The organism is Streptomyces sp. NPDC003011 (assembly GCF_053591515.1).
The window spans coordinates 16,711-35,455 of the sequence record NZ_JBSFTY010000019.1; the positions used below are offsets into that span (position 1 = coordinate 16,711).

1 protein-coding gene is annotated in these 18,745 nt (G+C 73.0%); it reads right to left on the reverse strand.

Annotated elements, in window-relative coordinates:
* Positions 1-37: 37 nt before the first annotated feature.
* Positions 38-18,673: a WXG100-like domain-containing protein gene (locus ACWD0J_RS12630; RefSeq protein ID WP_451495766.1), complete on the reverse strand. Its 18,636-nt coding sequence runs from the start codon at positions 18,671-18,673 to the stop codon at positions 38-40.
* Positions 18,674-18,745: the final 72 nt, after the last annotated feature.

Genomic DNA, 18,745 nt, shown 5'->3' on the forward strand with positions numbered 1-18,745 from the left:
TCGGTCCGCGACTCTGTCCGCGTCTCTCCTCGTGGGCTCAGGTCGTGCCGGGCTGCTGGATGCTGTCGCCGCGGTTGTTGAGCGCGATGTAGGTTCCGATCCGCCGGAAATCGTTCATCACACCGAACATGCTCTTGTTCGGCGGCAGGAGGGTCCGCAGAGAGGGGTCCTGCGCCAACTCGGCCTGGAACATCTCCTTGTAGGCGTTGTAGACCTTGGCGGTGTTGCCGGGCTCCTTGGCCGCGTTCATCCGGTAGTCGTTGGTGATCGCGATGGAGGCGAGGTCCATGAGGTAGCAGTCGATCAGGTCCGTGACGTCCTCGGGCCTCGCGCCCTCTTCCCCGGTCTCCGCGTCCCGCCCGAGCACCTTGGCCATCCCCAGGACGATGTCGCGGTAGATCCGGTGCCGTGTGCTGCTGGGGAAGGCGGCCATGATGTGGTCGGCCTGGCCCGCGCCCTCCGTGCTCATGGTGCGCGGGGTCTTCAGGTCGGACAGCCCCGGGACCGGGATCGGGATCCCCTGGAACATCTCCTCCTCGTCGGGGATCGCCCTGTTCCGGGAGGCCAGGGGATGAAGCCCGATCTCGTGGGCGAGCATCCCCATGATGTGGCCGATGCCGTATCTCTCGAAGTAGTAGCTCGCGAGGTTGATGTCGACGCCGTTCTCGCCACGGTCCGTCACGTCGGCCGGGGTCTCCGTCGTCCGCAGGTGCAGGGTGATACGGCACGGGCGGTTGCCGATGTAGTCCCGGATGGTGTCGTGCTTGCGCAGCGACTCGATGATCCGGACCGCCTTGTCACGATACTTCTCCTCCGTGTGCCTCAAGTTGGTGAACTCGAACGTGCCCGACTTGAAGGGCGTGAGGGTCGGTTCGGCGGCAGCGGCAGCGGCAGCGGTGGGGGTCGCGTTCGGGTCCTGCGGCATACGGGCCGGGACTTCGGCGGTTTCGGAGGCCTCGGCGGTTTCGGAGGCCTCGGTGACTGCCGCGCCGTTGCCGGACGGTCGGGGCAGGGAGACCGGGTCGACCCACACGGCCTCCCGGAGCACCGGATCGGTACCGGTACGCACCGCGTCCCATGTCTGCTCGCTGTCCTGCGGCACGCTCTGCTGCGGCTGAGGAGTCACCTCGCCGATCAGTCCGCTCAGCAGGGCCAGATGCCTGCCGCGAAGACCCGCGGCAGCAAGCGAGGCGTCCTCGGGCTCGGCGTCGAGGTCGCCGAGAAGACTGCCCGGGATGTGCGGACGGTGCGGGGAGTCGGCGTCGCGGTACTCGTCCCGCAACCCGAGCTGATGCGTCAGCTCGTGCACCATCTGCACCGGATCGGCGTCCGCCCACCACGTGTTCTGATCCATCACCCGGTCCCGACCGACCAGGTCCACCGTCAGGTGGGGAGCGTCAGCGGGGTCGACGTGCTCGACGGTGACGTGCAGCAGGTCACCGTTGGGCAGCCGGTGGCCGGGAACGTTGAGGAACTCACTCACACCCGCCGCCAGTTGGCCGAACACGTGCGCGGCCTGCGCGTCCGCGCCGCGCAGCGCGATACGGACGGTGAGGTCGGTGACCAGATCGCCGTCGTAGCTGAACCGCCGCGCGTCGAAGCCCGAACGCACCACGAAGCGAGGCCGGCTGTCGTGCGGCTTCGTCGGCCGCGAGGTGCCGGACGGACCACTCCGCGGCCCGGTGTCGATACTGCCCTGCGGCAGCCGCGGGCGGGTCCCGCCCGTGTCGCCGCCGGCCTGTGCCGGCAGCGGGAACTGGATGCTGTCGCCCTGATTGTTGAACGCCACGCTGCTGCCCAGGCCCAGGAAGTTGCCCGTGACGTTGTACCAGCTCTTGTCGGCCGGCAGCAGACCCCGCACCGGACTGTCCTGCGCCAACTGCGCTGCGAACTGCGCCTTGTACGCGTTGTACACCTTCGCCGTGTACCGCGGCTCCCACGCCGCGTCCTTGCGCTTGTCATTGGTCAGCGCGATCGTGGCCAGATCCATGAGATAGGTGTCGACCAGATCCGTGACGTCCCTGGCCCTGGCGCCCGCCTCCCCCGTCCGCGCATCCTCCGCCAGCACACCGGCCATGCTCAGCACGATGTCCCGATAGATCCGGTGCCTCGTACTGCTCGGGAACGCAGCCATGATGTGGTCGGCCTGACCCGCGCCCTCGGTGTTCATGAAGCGCGGCGTGTTCAGGTCGGCCAGCCCCGGAACCGTCAACGGCATCCCCGCGAACATCTCCTCCTCGTCGGGGATGTTCCTGTCCCGGGACGCGAGCGGGTGCAGACCGATCTCATGGCACAGCATCCCCATGATGTAGCCGATGTCGTACTTCTCGAAGTAGTAGCTGGCGAGGTTGATGTCGACACCGGCGTCCCCGCGGTCCGTCACGTCGGCCGGAGTTTCCGTCGTACGGAGGTGCAGGGTGATCCGGACAGGGCGGCCACCGACGTAGTCACGGATCGTGTCGTGCTTCTGGAGCAGCTCGATGATGCGGACCGCCTTGTCGCGGTACCCCTCGTTCGTGTGCTTCAGGTTGGTGAACTCGAAGTTCCCCGACGTGAAGGGGATGAGGACCGGCTCCGGTGCTGGGGAAGTCGTGTCGGTGTGCTGTGCCATGCGGGCCGGGACGCCGGTGGTCGCCGTACCGTCGGTGCCGGTGCCGGTGCCGGTCTGGGGCAGCCTGGGGCGTGCCTCGCCGGTGCCGGTGCCGGTCTGCTCCGGAGCGACGGGATGCTGGATGCTGTCGCCGCGGTTGTTGGTTCCGACACTGGTGGCGAGTGCGGCGAAGTCCCCCAGGACACCGAACCTCCCCTTGTCCGGAGGCAGCAGGGGGCGGACAGGGCTGTCCTGGGGGAGGCGGTCGGCCAACTGGGCTTTGTAGGCGTTGTAGACCCTTGCCGTGTAGTTGGGGTCCCTGATCGCTCTCGCCCGGTGGTCGTTGGTGACCGCGATGGAGGCGAGGTCCATCAGGTAGGTGTCGATCAGGTCGGTGACGTCCTTGGGCTTGGCTCCCCTCACGCCGACCCGCGCGTGCCGCGCGAGCACCTGGGCCATCTCCATGACGATGTCGCGGTAGATGCCGTGCCGGATGGTGTGCGGGAAGGCGGCCATGATGTGGTCTTCCTGACCGGCGCCCTCGGTGTTCATGAAGCGCGGCGTGTTCAGGTTCTCCAGTCCCGGTACCAGCAGGGGCATGCCCCGGTACAGGTCCTCCTCCTCGAGGATCCTCGTGTTGCGGGAGGCGAGCGGGTGCAGACCGATCTCATGGGCCAGCATCCCCATGATGTAGCCGATGTCGTACTTCTCGAAGTAGTAGCTGGCGAGGTTGATGTCGACACCGGCGTCCCCGCGGTCCGTCACGTCGGCCGGAGTTTCCGTCGTACGCAGGTGCAGGGTGATCCGGACAGGGCGGCCACCGACGTAGTCCTTGATGGTGCTGTGCTCGTCGAGCAGCTCGACGATCCGGACCGCCTTGTCGACGTACCTCTCCGTCTGGTTCAGGTTGGTGAACTCGAAGTTCCCCAACGTGAAAGGCCGCAGGGCCGGTTCGGGTGCGGCGGGCACCGTGTCCGGGGCCTGCTGCATGTGAGCCGGAACCTCGGTGACTGCCGTGCCGTCGGCAGATCGGGGCAGGGAGACCGGGTCGACCCAGATGGACTCGCGGGTCTCCGCGGTGGCAGCACTCCGGGCCGCCGCCCAGCTCTGGTCGGCCCGGTCGCCGTTCTGCTCGGACGCTGGGGGCACGTCGCCGATGAGCGCTGCGAGCAGGGCCAGGTGCCGGTCGCGCAGGCCGGCGGGCGAGAGGGAGGTGTCTTCGGGATCTCCGTCGAGGTCGCCCAGCAGGCTGCCGAGGATGTGGGGGCGGTGCGGCGAGTCGGCATCCCGGTACTCGTCGCGCAGGCCGAGCTGGTGGGTGAGCTCGTGCACCATCTGCACCGGGGCGGCGTCGGACCACCAGGTGGTCTGGTTCATCGCCTGGTCCCGGCCCGCCAGGTCCACGGTCAGGTGCGGCGCATCGGTGTGATCGACGCGCTCGACGGTCACGTGCAGCCGGTCGCCATTGGGCAGGCGGTAGTCCGGGGCGTTCAGGAACTCGCTCACGCCCGCGTCGAGCTGGTCGAACACCCGCGAGGCCTGGCCGTCCGTGCCTCGTATCGCCATCCGGACGGTGAGGTCGGTGACCGGCCGGCCCCGGTACGAGAACCGCCGGGCGTCGAAGCCCGACCGCACCACGAACCGGGGGCGGCTGTCGCGCGGTCCCCTCGGCCGCGAGGTGCCGGACGGCGCGGTTGGCGGCGCGGTGCCTCCACCCGCCTCGGGAAGTCGGGGGCGTGCCTCCCCGGCGTCGCCTCCGGCCTGGTCCGGAGCGACGGGCTGCTGGATGCTGTCGCCGCGGTTGTTGGTCGCGATGCTGGTGGCGAGCTGGGTGAAGGACCGTGCGACGCCGAACAGGGTCTTGTTCGACGGCAGCAGGGCCCGAAGAGCGGTGTTCTCCGCCAGCTGGGCGCTGAGCATCTCCTTGTAGGCGTTGTACACCCTGGCCGTGTAGTTGGGCTCCTTGACCGCGTTCATCCGGTAGTCGCTGGTGACCGCGATGGAGGCGAGGTCCATCAGATAGGTGTCGAAGAGGTCGGTGACGTCCTGGGACTTGGCTCCCCTCACGCCGACCCGCGCGTGCCGCGCGAGCACCTGGGCCATCTCCATGACGATGTCCCGGTAGATGCCGTGCCGGATGGTGTGCGGGTAGGCGGCCATGATGTGGTCGGCCTGGCCCGCCCCTTCCGTGTTCATGGTGCGCGGCGTCCGCAGGTCGGTCAGCCCGGGCACCGGCAGGGGCATCCCCCGGTACGCCTCCTCCTGTTCCGGAATCTCCGCGTTGCGGGAGGCGAGCGGGTGCAGACCGATCTCATGGGCCAGCATCCCCATGACGTAACCGATGTCGTACTTCTCGAAGTAGTAGCTGGCGAGGTTGATCTGGACGCCGTCATCACCCAGGTCACGCACATCGGCCGGAGTCTCGGTCGTGCGCAGGTGCAGGGTGATCCGGACAGGGCGGCCACCGACGTAGTCCTTGATGGTGCTGTGCTCGTCGAGCAGCTCGACGATCCGGACCGCCTTGTCGACGTACCTCTCCGTCTGGTTCAGGTTGGTGAACTCGAAGTTCCCCAACGTGAAGGGCCGCAGGGCCGGTTCGGGTGCGGCGGGCACCGTGTCCGGGGCCGTGGGGGCGTCGGGGCCCGCGCCGGTGCCGGACAGCGTGCTCAGCTCGTACGCCTCCTCCTCCAGGAGACCCGGGAGGTCGCTGTCCGTCGGTGACGGGGGCAGCGGAAGGGTGGCCGCGTCCTCAAGGATCGCGTCCTGCGGGAACGCGTCCCGCGGGGCGGGGTCCCGCACGGGCGGGACCGGCGGAGCAGTGTCCACGGACGTCGTGCCCTGTGCCTCGGCGCCTTCCGGCTCCGGACGCCCGGGCTCCCCGGTCCTCTGCTCCGGCGGCGTCGGCAGCTGGTCGGGCTTCTCCAGCGCCGGAGCCTCCGCCGCGTCCGCAAGCGCCGAAGCCTTCCGCTCCGGGACCGCCTGCTCCGGTGCCACCTGCTCCGGGCCCTTCGTCTCCGGCGTCTTCGAGCCCTTCGGTTCCGCTGCCGTCGACCCCGTGTCCTTGGGCGCGGGAGCCTTCGGCGCGGGTGCGGGCGTGTGCGGGTTCAAGGGGACGAAGTCCCCGCCCCGGCGGCGGAGCCGGAGGTGCGGGCCGCTGTCGCCGGACGGGCCGGGGTAGGTGTGGGCGGTGCCGTTCTCCTCGATCAGGGTGACGGTGGTGCCGGTCGCGGCGGCGGCCCACCGGGCCACCGCACGGTCGGCCCCGGGACCCCACGGGGCCTCGGCGAGGTGGCGGCGCAGATGTCCCTCGATGGCGGCCTGGCTCGGCTCGGGCTCGCCGGGGTGGGTCCGAAGGGGTGGGGGTGTGAAGAGCGAGTCGCGCTCCGCCGGGTCGGCGGGCAGACCGTTCAGGCGCAGCAACCGGGCGGGCGGCGCCTCGGCGCGCATGCGCAGCCGTGCCGCCTCCTGGCTGTCCAGGCCGGGCTGCTCCGCTGCCTGGCGCAGGGCCGAGGAGAGCGCGCCGAAGAAGCCGTTGCCGCGGCCGGTGGGAGTGCCCTGGGTGTAGGTGGCGCCGTCGGGTGCGGTGAGGACGCCGTTCCGGTCGAGGCGGTAACGCGGGCCGGTGCTGTCGGCGGGCGGCATCCATGGCGGGGTGGGGTGGCTGCGGTGCGCGGGCGGCTTCGCGGGCGGCTGCTCGGGCGCCGGGCGCGAGGGGTCCGCCTGTGACGTACCCACCCCCGAAGTACCCGCGGCCGGGGCCGAGTCGGCCGGGGCCGGCAGCGGGGTGGCGACCGGAGGCGGGGTGCCGGGCGGGAGAGCGGCGTGGAAGAAGTCCCCGGCGGCGAAGAGGACCGGGTCGGTGGCCGGGCGGACGGCGGCCGGGTCGACGCCGTGCGGGAGGAAGAGCTGCTCGCGGCCCTCGGCGGTGACCACGGTGAGCGGGGTGCCCAGGACCCGGGCGGCGAGCGCGGGCAGCAGGTCGGCGCCGCCGTGGTCGCCCGCGCGGCGCCCGGGCGGGGCCGGTTCGCCGTCGGGGCGCTCCGTGCCGCCGTCCTGGCGCGGCTCGCTCGCGAACGGGCGGGACAGGGCCACGGTGGCCAGCGCCACCCGTTGGGCCGTGGTCGGCCAGAACGTCTGCGGAAGGCGGCCGAGGGCGTCGAACTCCGCCTGCTGCTCCGGGGTGAACTGCACGCCCGCCGCGTCGAGTTCGTCCTGGGTGAAGGTGTCGGCCGCGTCCAGGGCGAGGGCGTCGAGCAGATCCTCGTTGCCGTCCTCGCCCAGCGCCCAGGCGAGGCGGTCGCGGGCGGTGCCGATGGCCTCGGCGGTGACCACCGGATCGCCGGGGTCGGCCGCGAACCGGTCGGCGAGGTCGCCGCCGAGCAGCTGGGACAGCCGGCCCCGGTCCTGGGCGGCGGCGAGCAGGGCGTGGAAGAACGAGGCGCCGTCGTGCGGCACGTCGTGCAGTTCGCGCACCGTGGCGCCGTCGGGAGAGGTGATGGTGCGCGGCGCGGAATCGGCCCCGTCGGCGACGGCGTACGGCTCGGGTGCCTCGGAGCGCCACTGGGGCTCGGTGTACTCCTGCGGCCGGTCCGGCACCGTGACCGCGGCCGAACCCTGGTGGTGGGCGGTGAGGCGGGAGGCGGCCAAGTGCAGCCGGTGGTGGTCCCGGGCGGCGGCGTCGGTGCGCAGCTCCCACCGGTGGACCTCCTGGCGGGCGGCCTGCCAGGCGACGACGGCCGGGGACCAGACCATGTCCTGTGGCAGATCGGCCGGCGGGCCGGAGTTGTCGTCGCCGAGCGCGGCCTGTTCCTCCGTGGTCAGGTCGAGCCACGTCTCCCGGGCCCGCGCCCGGGCGTCGTAGTAGCCCTTCTCGGCCGCCGCGAGGTCGCCCGCGGCCTTGGACAGGTCGTCCCAGGCCGCGAGGACCGCGTCGGGGAACGTGGCGTCGTCCAGGAGGCCGTGGTCGCGGGCGATGTCCTCGCGCAGCCAGACCAGTGCGGTGGTCTCGGCCTCGGCGGCGCGCGGCCCGCGCTTGGCCTTGCCGAGGGCGTGCAGCGGACGGCTGTCGGTGATGCGGTGGTCCGCCTCGGCCACGGACAGCCAGCTCACCGGCAGCGCGAAGAGCATGCTCCGGTCGGTGACGACCTTGACGTGGGTGCCGAGAGTGGTGTCCGCGGTGCCCTTGAGCACGGTGCCGTCGTTCGAGCCGCCGATCGGGACCGTGGCACCCGGGTTGGTCACGCCCGCGTTGCTGTTGCCCGCCATCGGCGCGGTGCCCACCGCGCCCTCGACGTTGTCGGTGATGCCGGCCTCCAGCGCGTCGGAGGTCTTCGTCCGTTGCATGGCCTCCATACGCGGCTTGTTCTCCACGGCGAGCAGACGGGCGCCGCGGCGGTGCATCTTCGCGTAGAGGCGGGAGTCGGCGGTGTGGTACTGCCCGAAGAGGCGCGCGGAGGCCTGGGCGGGCAGCGGTGAGCCGTCGGCGCCGAGCGCCTCGCGGAAACCGGCCGTCAGAGCACCCTGCGCGGTGGCCTCCTGCTGGGCCTGGGCGGGCGCGGTGCCGAGGCCGGTGAGCGGGGTCTGGCGGGCCATGCGCACGCGTGCGTCGAGGACCTTGCCGGTGTGCCGTTTGCCGAGGTCGCTGTCGCCGAGGCCGTCGGCGCGCGCGGTGGCGAGGGTGAGGGCGTCGCGGACGTTGGCCGCACCGCGGATGTCCACGGCGAGGATGCCGGAGCCGATCCGGTCGTCGAAGGGCAGGATGTCCGGGTCGGCGCCGCCGGTACCGTCCGCGGCAGTCGAGGTGCGCCAGGCGGCGACGCCCTCGGGGCGGGCCTGGGCGGCGGTCAGCATCTTCACCGCGCGTTCGGGTTCCGGCACGTCCTGCTCGGTGAGGGCGCCGTCGGCGCCGTCGCCGTCCGGGGTGAGCAGGTTCACCGGGAGGATCTCGTGGAGACTGCCGACCGGGGTGGTGACGCCGGGGGTGAGCGGATCGCCGGTCGTGTCCGTCATGGTGACGGTCAGGACGTAGCTGGTGACGATCTCGGCGTGCGCCTGGGTGGTGGCGATGTTCGGCATCGCGGTGGTGCCGGCGGTCCGGGTCCGGGCGCTCGACCGCTGCTTGGCGGCGGTGCCCTGGAGCGAGGGGTTGGCGACGAGGATGCCGCTCTCCGCCGCGCGCTGGCCGGCGCTGAGCGTCACGTCGGCGCCGCGGTCCTGGGAGGTGCCGTCGGCGTCGTCGCGGGCGATGGTGCGGTAGTCCTCCAGCTCGAAGCCGGTACGCAGCCTGTCCACGGTGGTGGTGACCGGGGTCAGTTCGAACCGGACCTGTCCGGGGCTGCCGCCGACCGGCAGGTGGTGCGGGCTGGACCAGGCGCGGTAGCGGACCGGCAGGTTCATCCCGTCGGTCGTCAGCTCGTGCAGGTGGCCGCGGAGGAAGTCCGGGGAGAGCCGCTGGAGGACCTGCTCCCGGTCGTGCGAGGGCACCCCGATCTTCTCCAGCTGCCCCATCAGCCGCTGTGCCGCGGGGCCGGCGTCGAGCTGGCCGCTGGGGTGGCTCGGGAAGCGGCGGTTGCGCAGGTAGGGGGGCACCCGGTAGCCGCCGCCGAGGTTGTGCGGGGTGTCGGTGCCCAGGCCGTCCGGGGCGAGCCCGGCCTCGATGACGTCCTGCATGGGCAGGTGGAACATCACCGCGTCGCGGACGCGCTGGAGTGCGGCGGCGGCCCGGCGCGGGGCGAGGCTGTCGCCGAGGCGCCCGGAGAGCCGCCCGGCCGCGGAGCTGATCCGGGCCCCGGCGCGGGTGCCCATCGTGCCCAGGGCGGCCGTCCAGCGGTCCCGTACCGCGACGGTCTCCGCGGCGTCGGCGACCACCAGGTACATGCGTCCGGCGAAGGCGAGGGTGGTGTTGCGTCCCCGGGTGAGGGTCTGCGAGACGCTGTGGCCCTTGCCCCAGGCGTACTGCAGGGCGGTCGAGTAGGAACCGACCACCGCCGCCCGGCCCGGGGCCTGCTGCAGCGGCATGTCGGCGCCCTGAAGCCCGACGGTGGTCCGCGAGACGGTGCCCGTGCTGCCCGTGACGCGGTGCTCGTTGCCGATGGTGGCCTCGAGACTGGCCGGCTTCGGGTCGCTCATGACCCGGAAGTTGCCCAGTTCGCCGCGGACCGCCGCCTTGAGGTAGTGGGTACGGAACGGTCCGGCGCCGTTGAGTCCGGCGACGCGGGAGCCGAACGGGCCCAGGTACTGGCCCAGTTGTCCGGCGACGCTGAGGTTGGCCATCGCCCGGCGCAGCGCGGTGCGCACCGGGGCGCCGGGTGCGCTGACGTGCCAGGAGGTGCCCGACGCACGGTCGGCGGTGTCCTGCATCAGCTGCTGGCGCTGCGGGCCGCCCTCGGCGCTGAGCACCACGTGCGGGACGCTCAGCAGCCTCGTGGCGAGTCGCCGGTCGGGCGAGTCCGTCCCGGGCAACGGGCGGGTGCCGTCGAGGAGTTGGTCCGCCTCGGTGGAGGAGAGCTGCTGCGGTACGGGCGCGGGCGCCGGGGCCGGCCCGGTGGGCGGCGGGTCGGCGGGGGCGTAACGGTCGGAGCCGTGCGCGGCGGGCACGGCCAGCTCCACCCGGCCCACGGTCTCGTTGCCCCGGGTGAACAGCGGCCGTTCCTCGACCTTGCTGACGAAGACGCCCGCGCCGAGCAGGCCGACCGAGGCGAGCCGGGCCCAGCCGCGCGGGCGGCGGTGGCCTTCGAAGGAGGCGCCCAGTTCCACCTGGTAGCTGTAGAGGTCGGCGCCGGTCTGGAACATCAAATGGTCGTGGGTGATCGCGACCGTGTTCCTGGTGGCCTTCTGGTCGGTCCTGGCGTGCCGGACACCGACGGTCACGTTGCCGGCCTGACGGGGCAGTCCGACGTCGGGCACCTTGTCGTGGTCGCGCGGCGAGACGCCCAGTTCGACGCCTCCGGAGAGGGTGAGGGACGCCTGCTGCCCCTGGCCCGAGACCTCGGTGCCGATCACCGCGTTGCGCAGTGAGCGCTCGCTCATGGTGGTCTCGAACTGCCGGTCGGTGAGGCGCGCCCGGAGGATGAGCGTGTGGTGCCCGCGGCGCACCTTGCCGTCCTCGGTGAGGGTGACCGGCACCCCGGTGGTGGTCAGGTCGTCCAGGCTCTGCGCCAGACTGGGCCGGTTCAGCGCCTCGCGCACCTGGCGGTCGTTGTGCAGCGCGGTCCGCATCCGCCCGTCGCCGTACCAGAACTTGGCGAGCCGCGGGTGCCGCAGCATCAACGGCGGGACGAACAGCGACGGGTAGGAGCGGTGCAGGGTGTCCAGGACGGTGTCCGCGAAGGCCCGCATCGGGTCCTGGGGAACGGACGGCTGGGCCTGCGGCCGCGCCTGATTCTGGCTCTGCGCCTGATTCTGGCTCTGCGGCTGCGGCTGCGGCTGTACGTGGGTCTGCCCCAGGGGTTGCGGCTGCGCCTGGGTCGGTGGGCGGACGGGACGGAAGCCCTCGGCGCGGACCTGACCGCTGAGGTGGACCGGGTCCTGACGGGTGAGGTACCACGGCACCGGCGGCTCGGCGTCCGGGTCGGGGCCCGCCTGGCCGGGCGTGCGGCTGTCCCAGCCCGCGAGGCGGCGGGCGTCCTGGGTGGAGATCCAGTCCAGGCTCACCACCCGGACCGGGCGGGCCGCCGACGGCGGTTCGCCGGGCTTGCGCACCATCAGGGTGCGCTCCACCCGGTACAGCGCGATCGGGTGGTTGCGGACCCGGCCGGTGGTCTTGCGGGCCGCGTCGACGCCGAGGTAGTGGCCGCGCCCGGCGCTGAGGTCCGCGCGGACCAGCGGACCGCCCTGGAGGCGTACGTCGGTCTCCGGGCCGACCAGGGTGTAGTTCGGCCCGGCGGTGACCTGGATGCCCAGGCGGGTGTCACGGACGTGGCCGCGTTCGTTCTGGTAGGTGGTCTGGGTGAGGTCGCGCAACTCCGCCTTGACCGACTCGGTGACCAGCGTGGCCCGGTGCGGTACCGACCGTTCCACGATCAGGTGCCCGAGCGGATGCTGTCCGCTGCCCCGGGTCAGCTCGGGCCCGGTGACCGGCCCGGAGAACCGGCCGAACAGGGCGAGCAGCCGCCCCGGACGGACGTACGAGACCAGCGTGCGGTGTGCCGAACTCCCGGGCCGGGCCCCGGAGATGGCCAGCGCCACGTCCTCCGGCGGGTCCACCAGGTGCAGCCCGGTCGTGTCGGTGATCCGCGGCTCGACGCCGTTCGGGAAGGTGAGCGTCTTCGGTGCCCGCCGCGGTCCCTTGTACGGCACGGTGAGGTCGTCCGGCAGCCGCCAGCTCAGTCCGTCGCGCATCGCGAACTCGGCCGAGTGCACCTGCGCACGCTGCCAATGAGGCTGCGGCGGCGACGTGTGGGGCTGGTTGCCCGAAACCCCGCCCCGGCCGACCGGGTTGGAGCGATCCGGAGGGTCCTGGCGGGTGGTCTTCGGTGCCTCGGTGACACGGTCCACCCGCACCCGGTAGTAGACGTCGTCCAGGTGCAGGTGCGAGCCCTCGTGGGCGCGCCACTCGGACTGGTTGTACGCCTGGGTGCCCAGGGCATGGTCGGTCCTGCGGGTCCAGCCCAGCGAAACGCCGATCTTCAGAAGCCAGTTGAGCGGTGGGCCCATGCTCAGCCCCCCGGCGATCCGGCGCCCGAAGCCGACGCTGCGCCCGCCCCCCGTACCGGCCTGGCCGCGTCGCATGGTGTCCAGCCGGACGGTTCCGCCGTTCACGTCGGAGAAGCGCTCCCAGCGGTGGTACGGGATGGCCTCGACCGTCATCTCGTGGCCGACCCCGGACTTCTCCCGGCCCACGAAGCGCGCGCCGCGCGGGGCGGTGAAGGCGCCGGGCTGTTCGGTCAGCAGACGCAGCAGTTCCACTTCGTCGAACTGGGCGCGCAGCTTCTTCGGCAGCTTGCTCAGGATCTCCTCGGCCACCTGCTCGGGCGAGCGCAGGGTGGTCTTGCCGGGGCCGGTGAAGAGTCCGGTCGGACGACTGGGCGCGGTCCCGTCCGTCCGGCCGCCCGGTGTGCCGTCGCCCGGTGTGCCGTCGGCCGGGTCGGCGTCCGGGCTGATCAGGGTCGTGGGCAGCCGGCTGCCGTCGTCGAAGGTGACGGTGCGCGGTACCGGGCCCGGCGGACGGACGTCCTCGCCGGTCAGCAGCCGTGCCGGGCGATGCCGTTCAAGCTGGGTCTCCAGCGGCACCGGGTCGCCCCGGTCGGGGATCTCGGTGTCGGGGCCGTACAGGTCGGTGACTCCGCCCATGCCGCGCAGCCACTCCCCGAAGGGGTCGGACCCGCCAGGGTCCTGCGGGGCCGGGTCCTGCGGGGCCGGGTCCTGGGCGATGGGCTGGATCGGCTCGTCGGTGACCGGGGCGGACGCCGGGACCAAGGCGTCGTAGTGGTCGGTGCCGTTGTAGGCCAGGTGCAGGGTGCCGCTCCGGCCGCCCGGGTGGAGGGAGGTGACGAGGGTGTTGCCCGGTGACCGCGGGTCGGCGCCGACGAGCCGCAGGTCGAGGTCGAGGGTGTGCGCCAGCGCCTCCGGGAGCAGGTCGGCGAACGGGGAGGACCACAGCTCGGGGCGCCCGGCGGCTGCGGCGAGCAGGGCACCGGAGCCGAGCCGCCGCGCCTCGGCGGGGGTGGGTGCCACCTCGGCGAGCTGCGGATAGTCGCTGTCCCGGAGCATCTGCCGCCACCGGTCGGGGTCGCCGTCGGTGACGACCGCCCGCGCGAGCTGGTTCCACTCGTCGGTGATCCGGCTGCGTTCGTCCGGGTCCCGCACTCCGGCGAGGGCGCGTACCCGCAGGTCGTCCACCACGGTGTACACAGGATCCGGGATCAACGTGACCGCGGCGGCGCCCAGTTCGGACCCGGCGATCCGGTCGCGCAGCAGACCGCGCAGCCCGGCGACGTTCCGCGCGGCCCAGGCGGGCGGTACGTCCCGGCTGCGCGCGCTGTCGAGCAGCGCCCGGAAGAGACAGTTGCCGCCGCCCGGTGTGCGCAAGCGCCGCAGGGCCAGGCCGTCCGCGTGCACCGTGTCCGCCGGGCCGGGCGTCGTGGCGCCCTCGCTGAACAGGGCCAGATTCTCGGCGTGGCTCTCCGGTCGGCTCGGTGCGGGCGCCAGGTCGGGCCTGCGGCGGGCGAGTTCGGCGGCGTCCTCGGGACTCAGGGCCAGCTCGGACAGCGGCAGGGGGGCGCTGGAGAGGGACCAGGTGATCTGCGCGGAGGGCGCGTAGGAGAGGCCGCGCACGTCCTGCGGCGAGACCAGCGTGGTCGGCGGGAGCGCGGGCGGCGGCGGGGGCAGCAGGGCGTCCAGCGTGGTGTCGGGCCCGGCGGTGGAGCGCAGTCCGGCCGCGGCCCGCAGGAATCCGGCGTACTCCTCGGGGGTGGGTTCGGCCGCCGGGTCGATCGTGGGACCGGCCGCCGGGTCAGCGGTGGGATCGGTCGCCGGGTGGGTGGTGGCGCCGGTCTCCGGACCGGTGGTGGCGCCGGTCTCCGGACCGGTGGTGGCGCCGGTCTCCGGACCGGTGGTGGCGCCGGTCTCCGGACCGGTGGTCGTGCCGCCCGTCGCGGTACGCCAGTCGGTGACCATCCGGCGCAGCAGGTCCGGGGTCATCCGGCCGTCGCCGTAGCGGGCCGCGGTGTCCGGGGTCAGCCAGCGCAGGCCGTCCACGAAGGCAAGCCCGGCGAGCAACTCCCGGTTCTCCAAACGCTGTTCGGCGTCCGGGCCGAGCGCGTCCCGCAGGGTACGGATCTGCTGGAGGGTACGGGCCCGGGCGAAGACGTCGGCCGGCTCCGGGCCCGCGTGCAGCCCGGCGTCGCGCGCCAGCGCGTCCAGGTCGGCACCGGAGGGCTCCGGGGTGAAGAGCCGCCAGCGGCCCGGCCCGTCCGGCCCTTCGGCCAGCACGGCGCGGACCTCGCCGTCCCGGTCCCGGGCCGTTCCCACCTCGGTGGTCGGCGCGTACACCGGCCGTCCGGTCCGGTTCGCCACGTGCTGTGCCACCGGCAGGCCCGCCACCTCCGGCTGCCGCCCGGTCTCGCAGGAGAAGAGGACCAGCGGCCGGTTCTGATCGCCGTCGCGCGCCCAGAACTTGAGCACCTCGCCGAACTGCACGCCGCTCAGCTTCACGGTGGGGCGCGCCGCGTCGTCGGTGCCGAGTGTGACGGTACGGGAGGTGCCGTGCTGCACGGAGTAGTCGGCGCCCTGCTCGGTGCCGAAACCGGGGAGCGCGGCCGGCGGGCCGGTGAAGAAGGTACGGGGGGCGGGCGGCGCCGTGGCCGTCGCCGGGGCCGGGGAAGCGGAGGTGGTGCGCACACCGCGGAAGGTGTCCTGGCCAAGCAGCGCGCGACGGCCCGCACTCTGGCTCGTACCGTCTTCTGCCGGGCTCTGCGAGATGGTCAACGTCTGTACCGCGCGCCCCGGTCCGGGTTTCACGGCCGCGTCCGGCACCCAGCGCCGCAGCTGCGCGACGGGCACCGTGTGGCCGTCCAGGGTGATGACGACCGGCGCGCCCCAGAGCCGCGCGGGGCCGTCTCCGTCGTCGGAGGTGCGGCCGCTGTCCGCGGGCCGCACGACGATCCGCCCCGGCGGCGGGGGCGCCACGGGAGGCGTCTGCGGGGAGCTGTCCGGTGTGGCGGGCGGAGGCGGGGGCGGGGGCGGCGGCGTGGTGCCACCGCTCCCGGGCGCACGTCCACCGCCGAGGCCGGGAACGTGCCCGCCGGTTCCGTCGCCGGTTTCGGTTTCGTCGCCGCTACGGGTTTCGTGGCCGTTGCCGTTGCCGTTGCCGTTGCCCGACTCCAGGTGCACGTCGGTGGCCGTCTCGGTCCACGGGCGGGACAAGGTGGCGAGCTTGGCGGCGGCGGGAGTGGTGGTGACCGTGACGTCCGTACCTGCTCCGTTGCGGGATACGTGAGTTGGCGCATCCGAGAGCACCTTCGGGCGCGTGGTCGGGGTGGTGACCGGATCGCTGTCGGTGGTCGCGGTGCTCTGGGTCGCGGGGCGTGGCGCCGGGGCGTCCGTGGCGGGTGCTGGGGTGGCGAGGGCCGGGCCGAGGGCGTCGGCGAGGGGCAGCAGCACGTCAGCGCCGGGGAAGGCGCCGTCCGCGGTGGTCGCGATGCCGTCCGGCGACACAACGGGCGGCGGGCCGGCGAGCGGGCGGACCCGGACGGGGGCGCCCGGTCCCTCGCGGGTCAGCTCGACGGCGGCGCGTACGGGACGCCCCGCCCCGTCCGACGCGACCGGCGGCCCGAGCACCACGGCCCGGTCGGCCCCGGCCCGGTCCAGCAGCTCGGCCGCCTCCGGCGCCCCCTCCCCCGGCGGCGGCACCTCCGAGACCACGATCGTCAGCGGTGGCGCCTGGGCGGGCGCGAGGGTCCCGGCCGGAGTGGGACCGGCCTTCGCCTCGCTCACCCCGCCGGTGCCGTTCGGACCGCCGGTGTCGCGTACGGCGCCGGTGTCCATGTCGGCGTCCATGTCGGCGTACGAACCGGTGGTACTGACCTTCGACGGGGCGGGGGCGATGTCGACGGCCGGGGCGGGGATACTCTCGGCCGCGCCCGAAGTTCCGGAGACAGCACGGGAGTTGTCGTTCTCGGACAAGGCGGCACTCGCCGGAGAGGTAAGGGCTTCCGGGGAGATGCCGGTCTCTGGAGAGGTGCTGGTCTCCGCAGAGGTGCTGGTCTCCGGGAAGGCCGCGGTGTCCGGAGACTGCGAGGGCTGCGCGGAGCCGTCCGTCGTCGTGATCCGTGCGTCGTCCGCCGAGGCCGTGCCGTCCGGGGTACGGGTGCCCTGGGACGGCGTGGCGGAGGGAGCCGGGGTGCCTCCGGCGGCCGGAACACCACCCGCCCGGGTGCCGGCGCCCGTGCCAGGCGTGGCGGAGGTGCCGGGAGTGCTGCCAGTACCGGGGGTGCTCGGGGCATGGGAGGCAACCGGACCACCGGCGCCCTGCCCCTGTCCCTGCCCCTGTCCCAGTCCCTGGCCCTGGCCCTGGCCCTGCCCCTGCCCCTGCCCCTGCCCCTGCCCCGCAGCGGTACGGTCGTCCTGCTCGGCTCTCTCGTCCGGTGAGTTCCGGACGGTGTTCTCCGGGGAGTCCTCGACCGCACTCTGCGGGGAGTCCCCGACGGCGTTCTCCGCAGACAGGGCGCCGGCGGCGGGGTCGACCGTGGTCGTGGAGGTGCCGCCGGAGGACCCCGGGCCGGCGCTGAGCGGGGTCTCCACCGTGATCGGGGTGCCGAAGCCGTCGAGGGCGCGGCGGACCGCGTCGGTGTCGACCCGGGCGGCCGGGCCGTCCCCGGCGGGCACCACCCGCACCTCGGGCAGCTGCGACAGGTTGCCGTGCAGGCTGTCGCGGACGCCGATCTCGTTGCTGCCGGGCGCCTGGGTGCCGCGCAGGGCGCCGAGGTCGCGCAGCGCCTGCTCGCGGACCTCGGCGGAGCCGTTGTGGACCTGCTGCCACAGCTCGTTCTCGGCGGCGGTCACCGGCAGCGGGCCCGGTGAGTACGGCGGCGGGTTCTCCGGGACGTAGGGCGGGGGCATCTCGCTGCCGACGTAGGGCGGGGGCATCTCGCTGCCGGCGTAGGGCGGGGGCATCTCGCTGCCACCGGCGTAGGGCGGAGGCGACTCGCTGCCGGTGGCATCGCCCTGTCCGGTGGTCTGCCGGGTGACAGGCGGGGACGAGACGGGCGCGATGCCGGCACCGCCCGTGGTGTCCGTACGCGGAGGACCGTCGGTACGGTCGGCACCGTCGCCGTCGCGGGAGCGCGAGGAGCCGGCGGAGTCCCGCGCGCCGGCGTCGCTGTCGCCGCCGGAGACGGTGGCCGGCTGGACGCGCAACTTGTCGATGGCGTGGCGCAGTTCGGCGCCACTGTTCACGGCGGCGTCGGTGAGGGTCGCCTCTACCTGGCTGCTGATGCCCGCGCCGACGAAGGTGGACCAGCTGGTGGACCAGTCGCCGTCGAAGGCGCCCTTGATCAGGATCTCCGCGAGCGCCTCGCCGGAGCCGGCGGCGAGGAAGTCGGCGGTCCCCTTGAGCCCGTAGTGCCCGGCCAGTGCGCCCGGCCGGTCGGCGTTGTACCGCAGCAGCTGGTTGTTCCGCCACAGCTCGGGGTTGTTCCGGAAGGACAGCGGGGTGTCGCGGAAGGTGAGCGGGGTGTTGTTCGCCGGATGGGGGCTGTTCCCGTACGGGCTGGGGTCGGGGCGGTCGTTCGGGGAGTTGTCGCGGTGGGGGTTCGGGGTGGGGCCGGGATTCGGGGTGGGGTTCGGGGAGTTGTTCCCGGGGCCGGGGCCGGGGTTCGGGGTGTTCCGCGGGTTGGGGTTGTACTTGAAGTCGAGGTCCGGGCCGTTCTTGAGGAAGTTGTTGTCGTAACTCCTGACGATGCTCCTCGCGAAGTCGTCGAAGACGCTGGTGAGGAAGCCCGCCGCGGCACCGAACGCGGCGGACTTGAGGATGTCGTTCCAGTCGAAGCCGTCCGGGCGGCGGCCGTCCGGGGCGAAGTTCATCATCGCCAGCCGCACCGCGAAGGTGGTGAACGCCTCGGCGAACGCCTCGGTCAGCGCGGGCGCGAGGTGCAGCCGCTGGAGCAGGTGGCTGAGCGTGGTGAGGATCATGAACCGGCTGCGCAGTTTGGCCATCATGATCTGGCTGGCCGAGGCACCGCCGGTGAAGAAGGACATCGCCAGGTAGATGGCGATCTCGATGAGCAGCCGGATGACCTCGGCGATGACCTGCCACTTGGACTCCATGATGTCCATGGAGGTCTTGCGCCGGCCCTCGGCGATCTTGTCGAGCTGCTCGGCGAACTCGCGCAGGTAGTTCCTGCCGCCGTCGTCGATGAGCATGCCCATCGCCTTGGCGTACGACTTGGCCAGATCGTCCGGCATGGACTCGGCGATGTCGTGGATCGACTTGTCGATCAGCGAGGAGAGCTTGTCGAGCTTGCGGCCCAGGCCGGAGTAGGGCCGGCGGCTGTCGTAGGCGAGGTCCTCGTCCGCGTCGATCAGCTTTTCCCCGGTGAGGATGAAGATCATCGCGTTGACCACGGGCGACGCCATGATGCTCATCGGGGGCCGTCCTCCAGGTCACGCGGGCAGCACGGGTCGGCCGCTCCCGGCACGGTGCGGGAGCGGCCGGCG

Excerpts from the sequence above, each read along its gene's own strand:
- ACWD0J_RS12630 (WP_451495766.1), bottom strand. The coding sequence starts at position 18,673 with ATGAGCATCATGGCGTCGCCCGTGGTCAACGCGATGATCTTCATCCTC.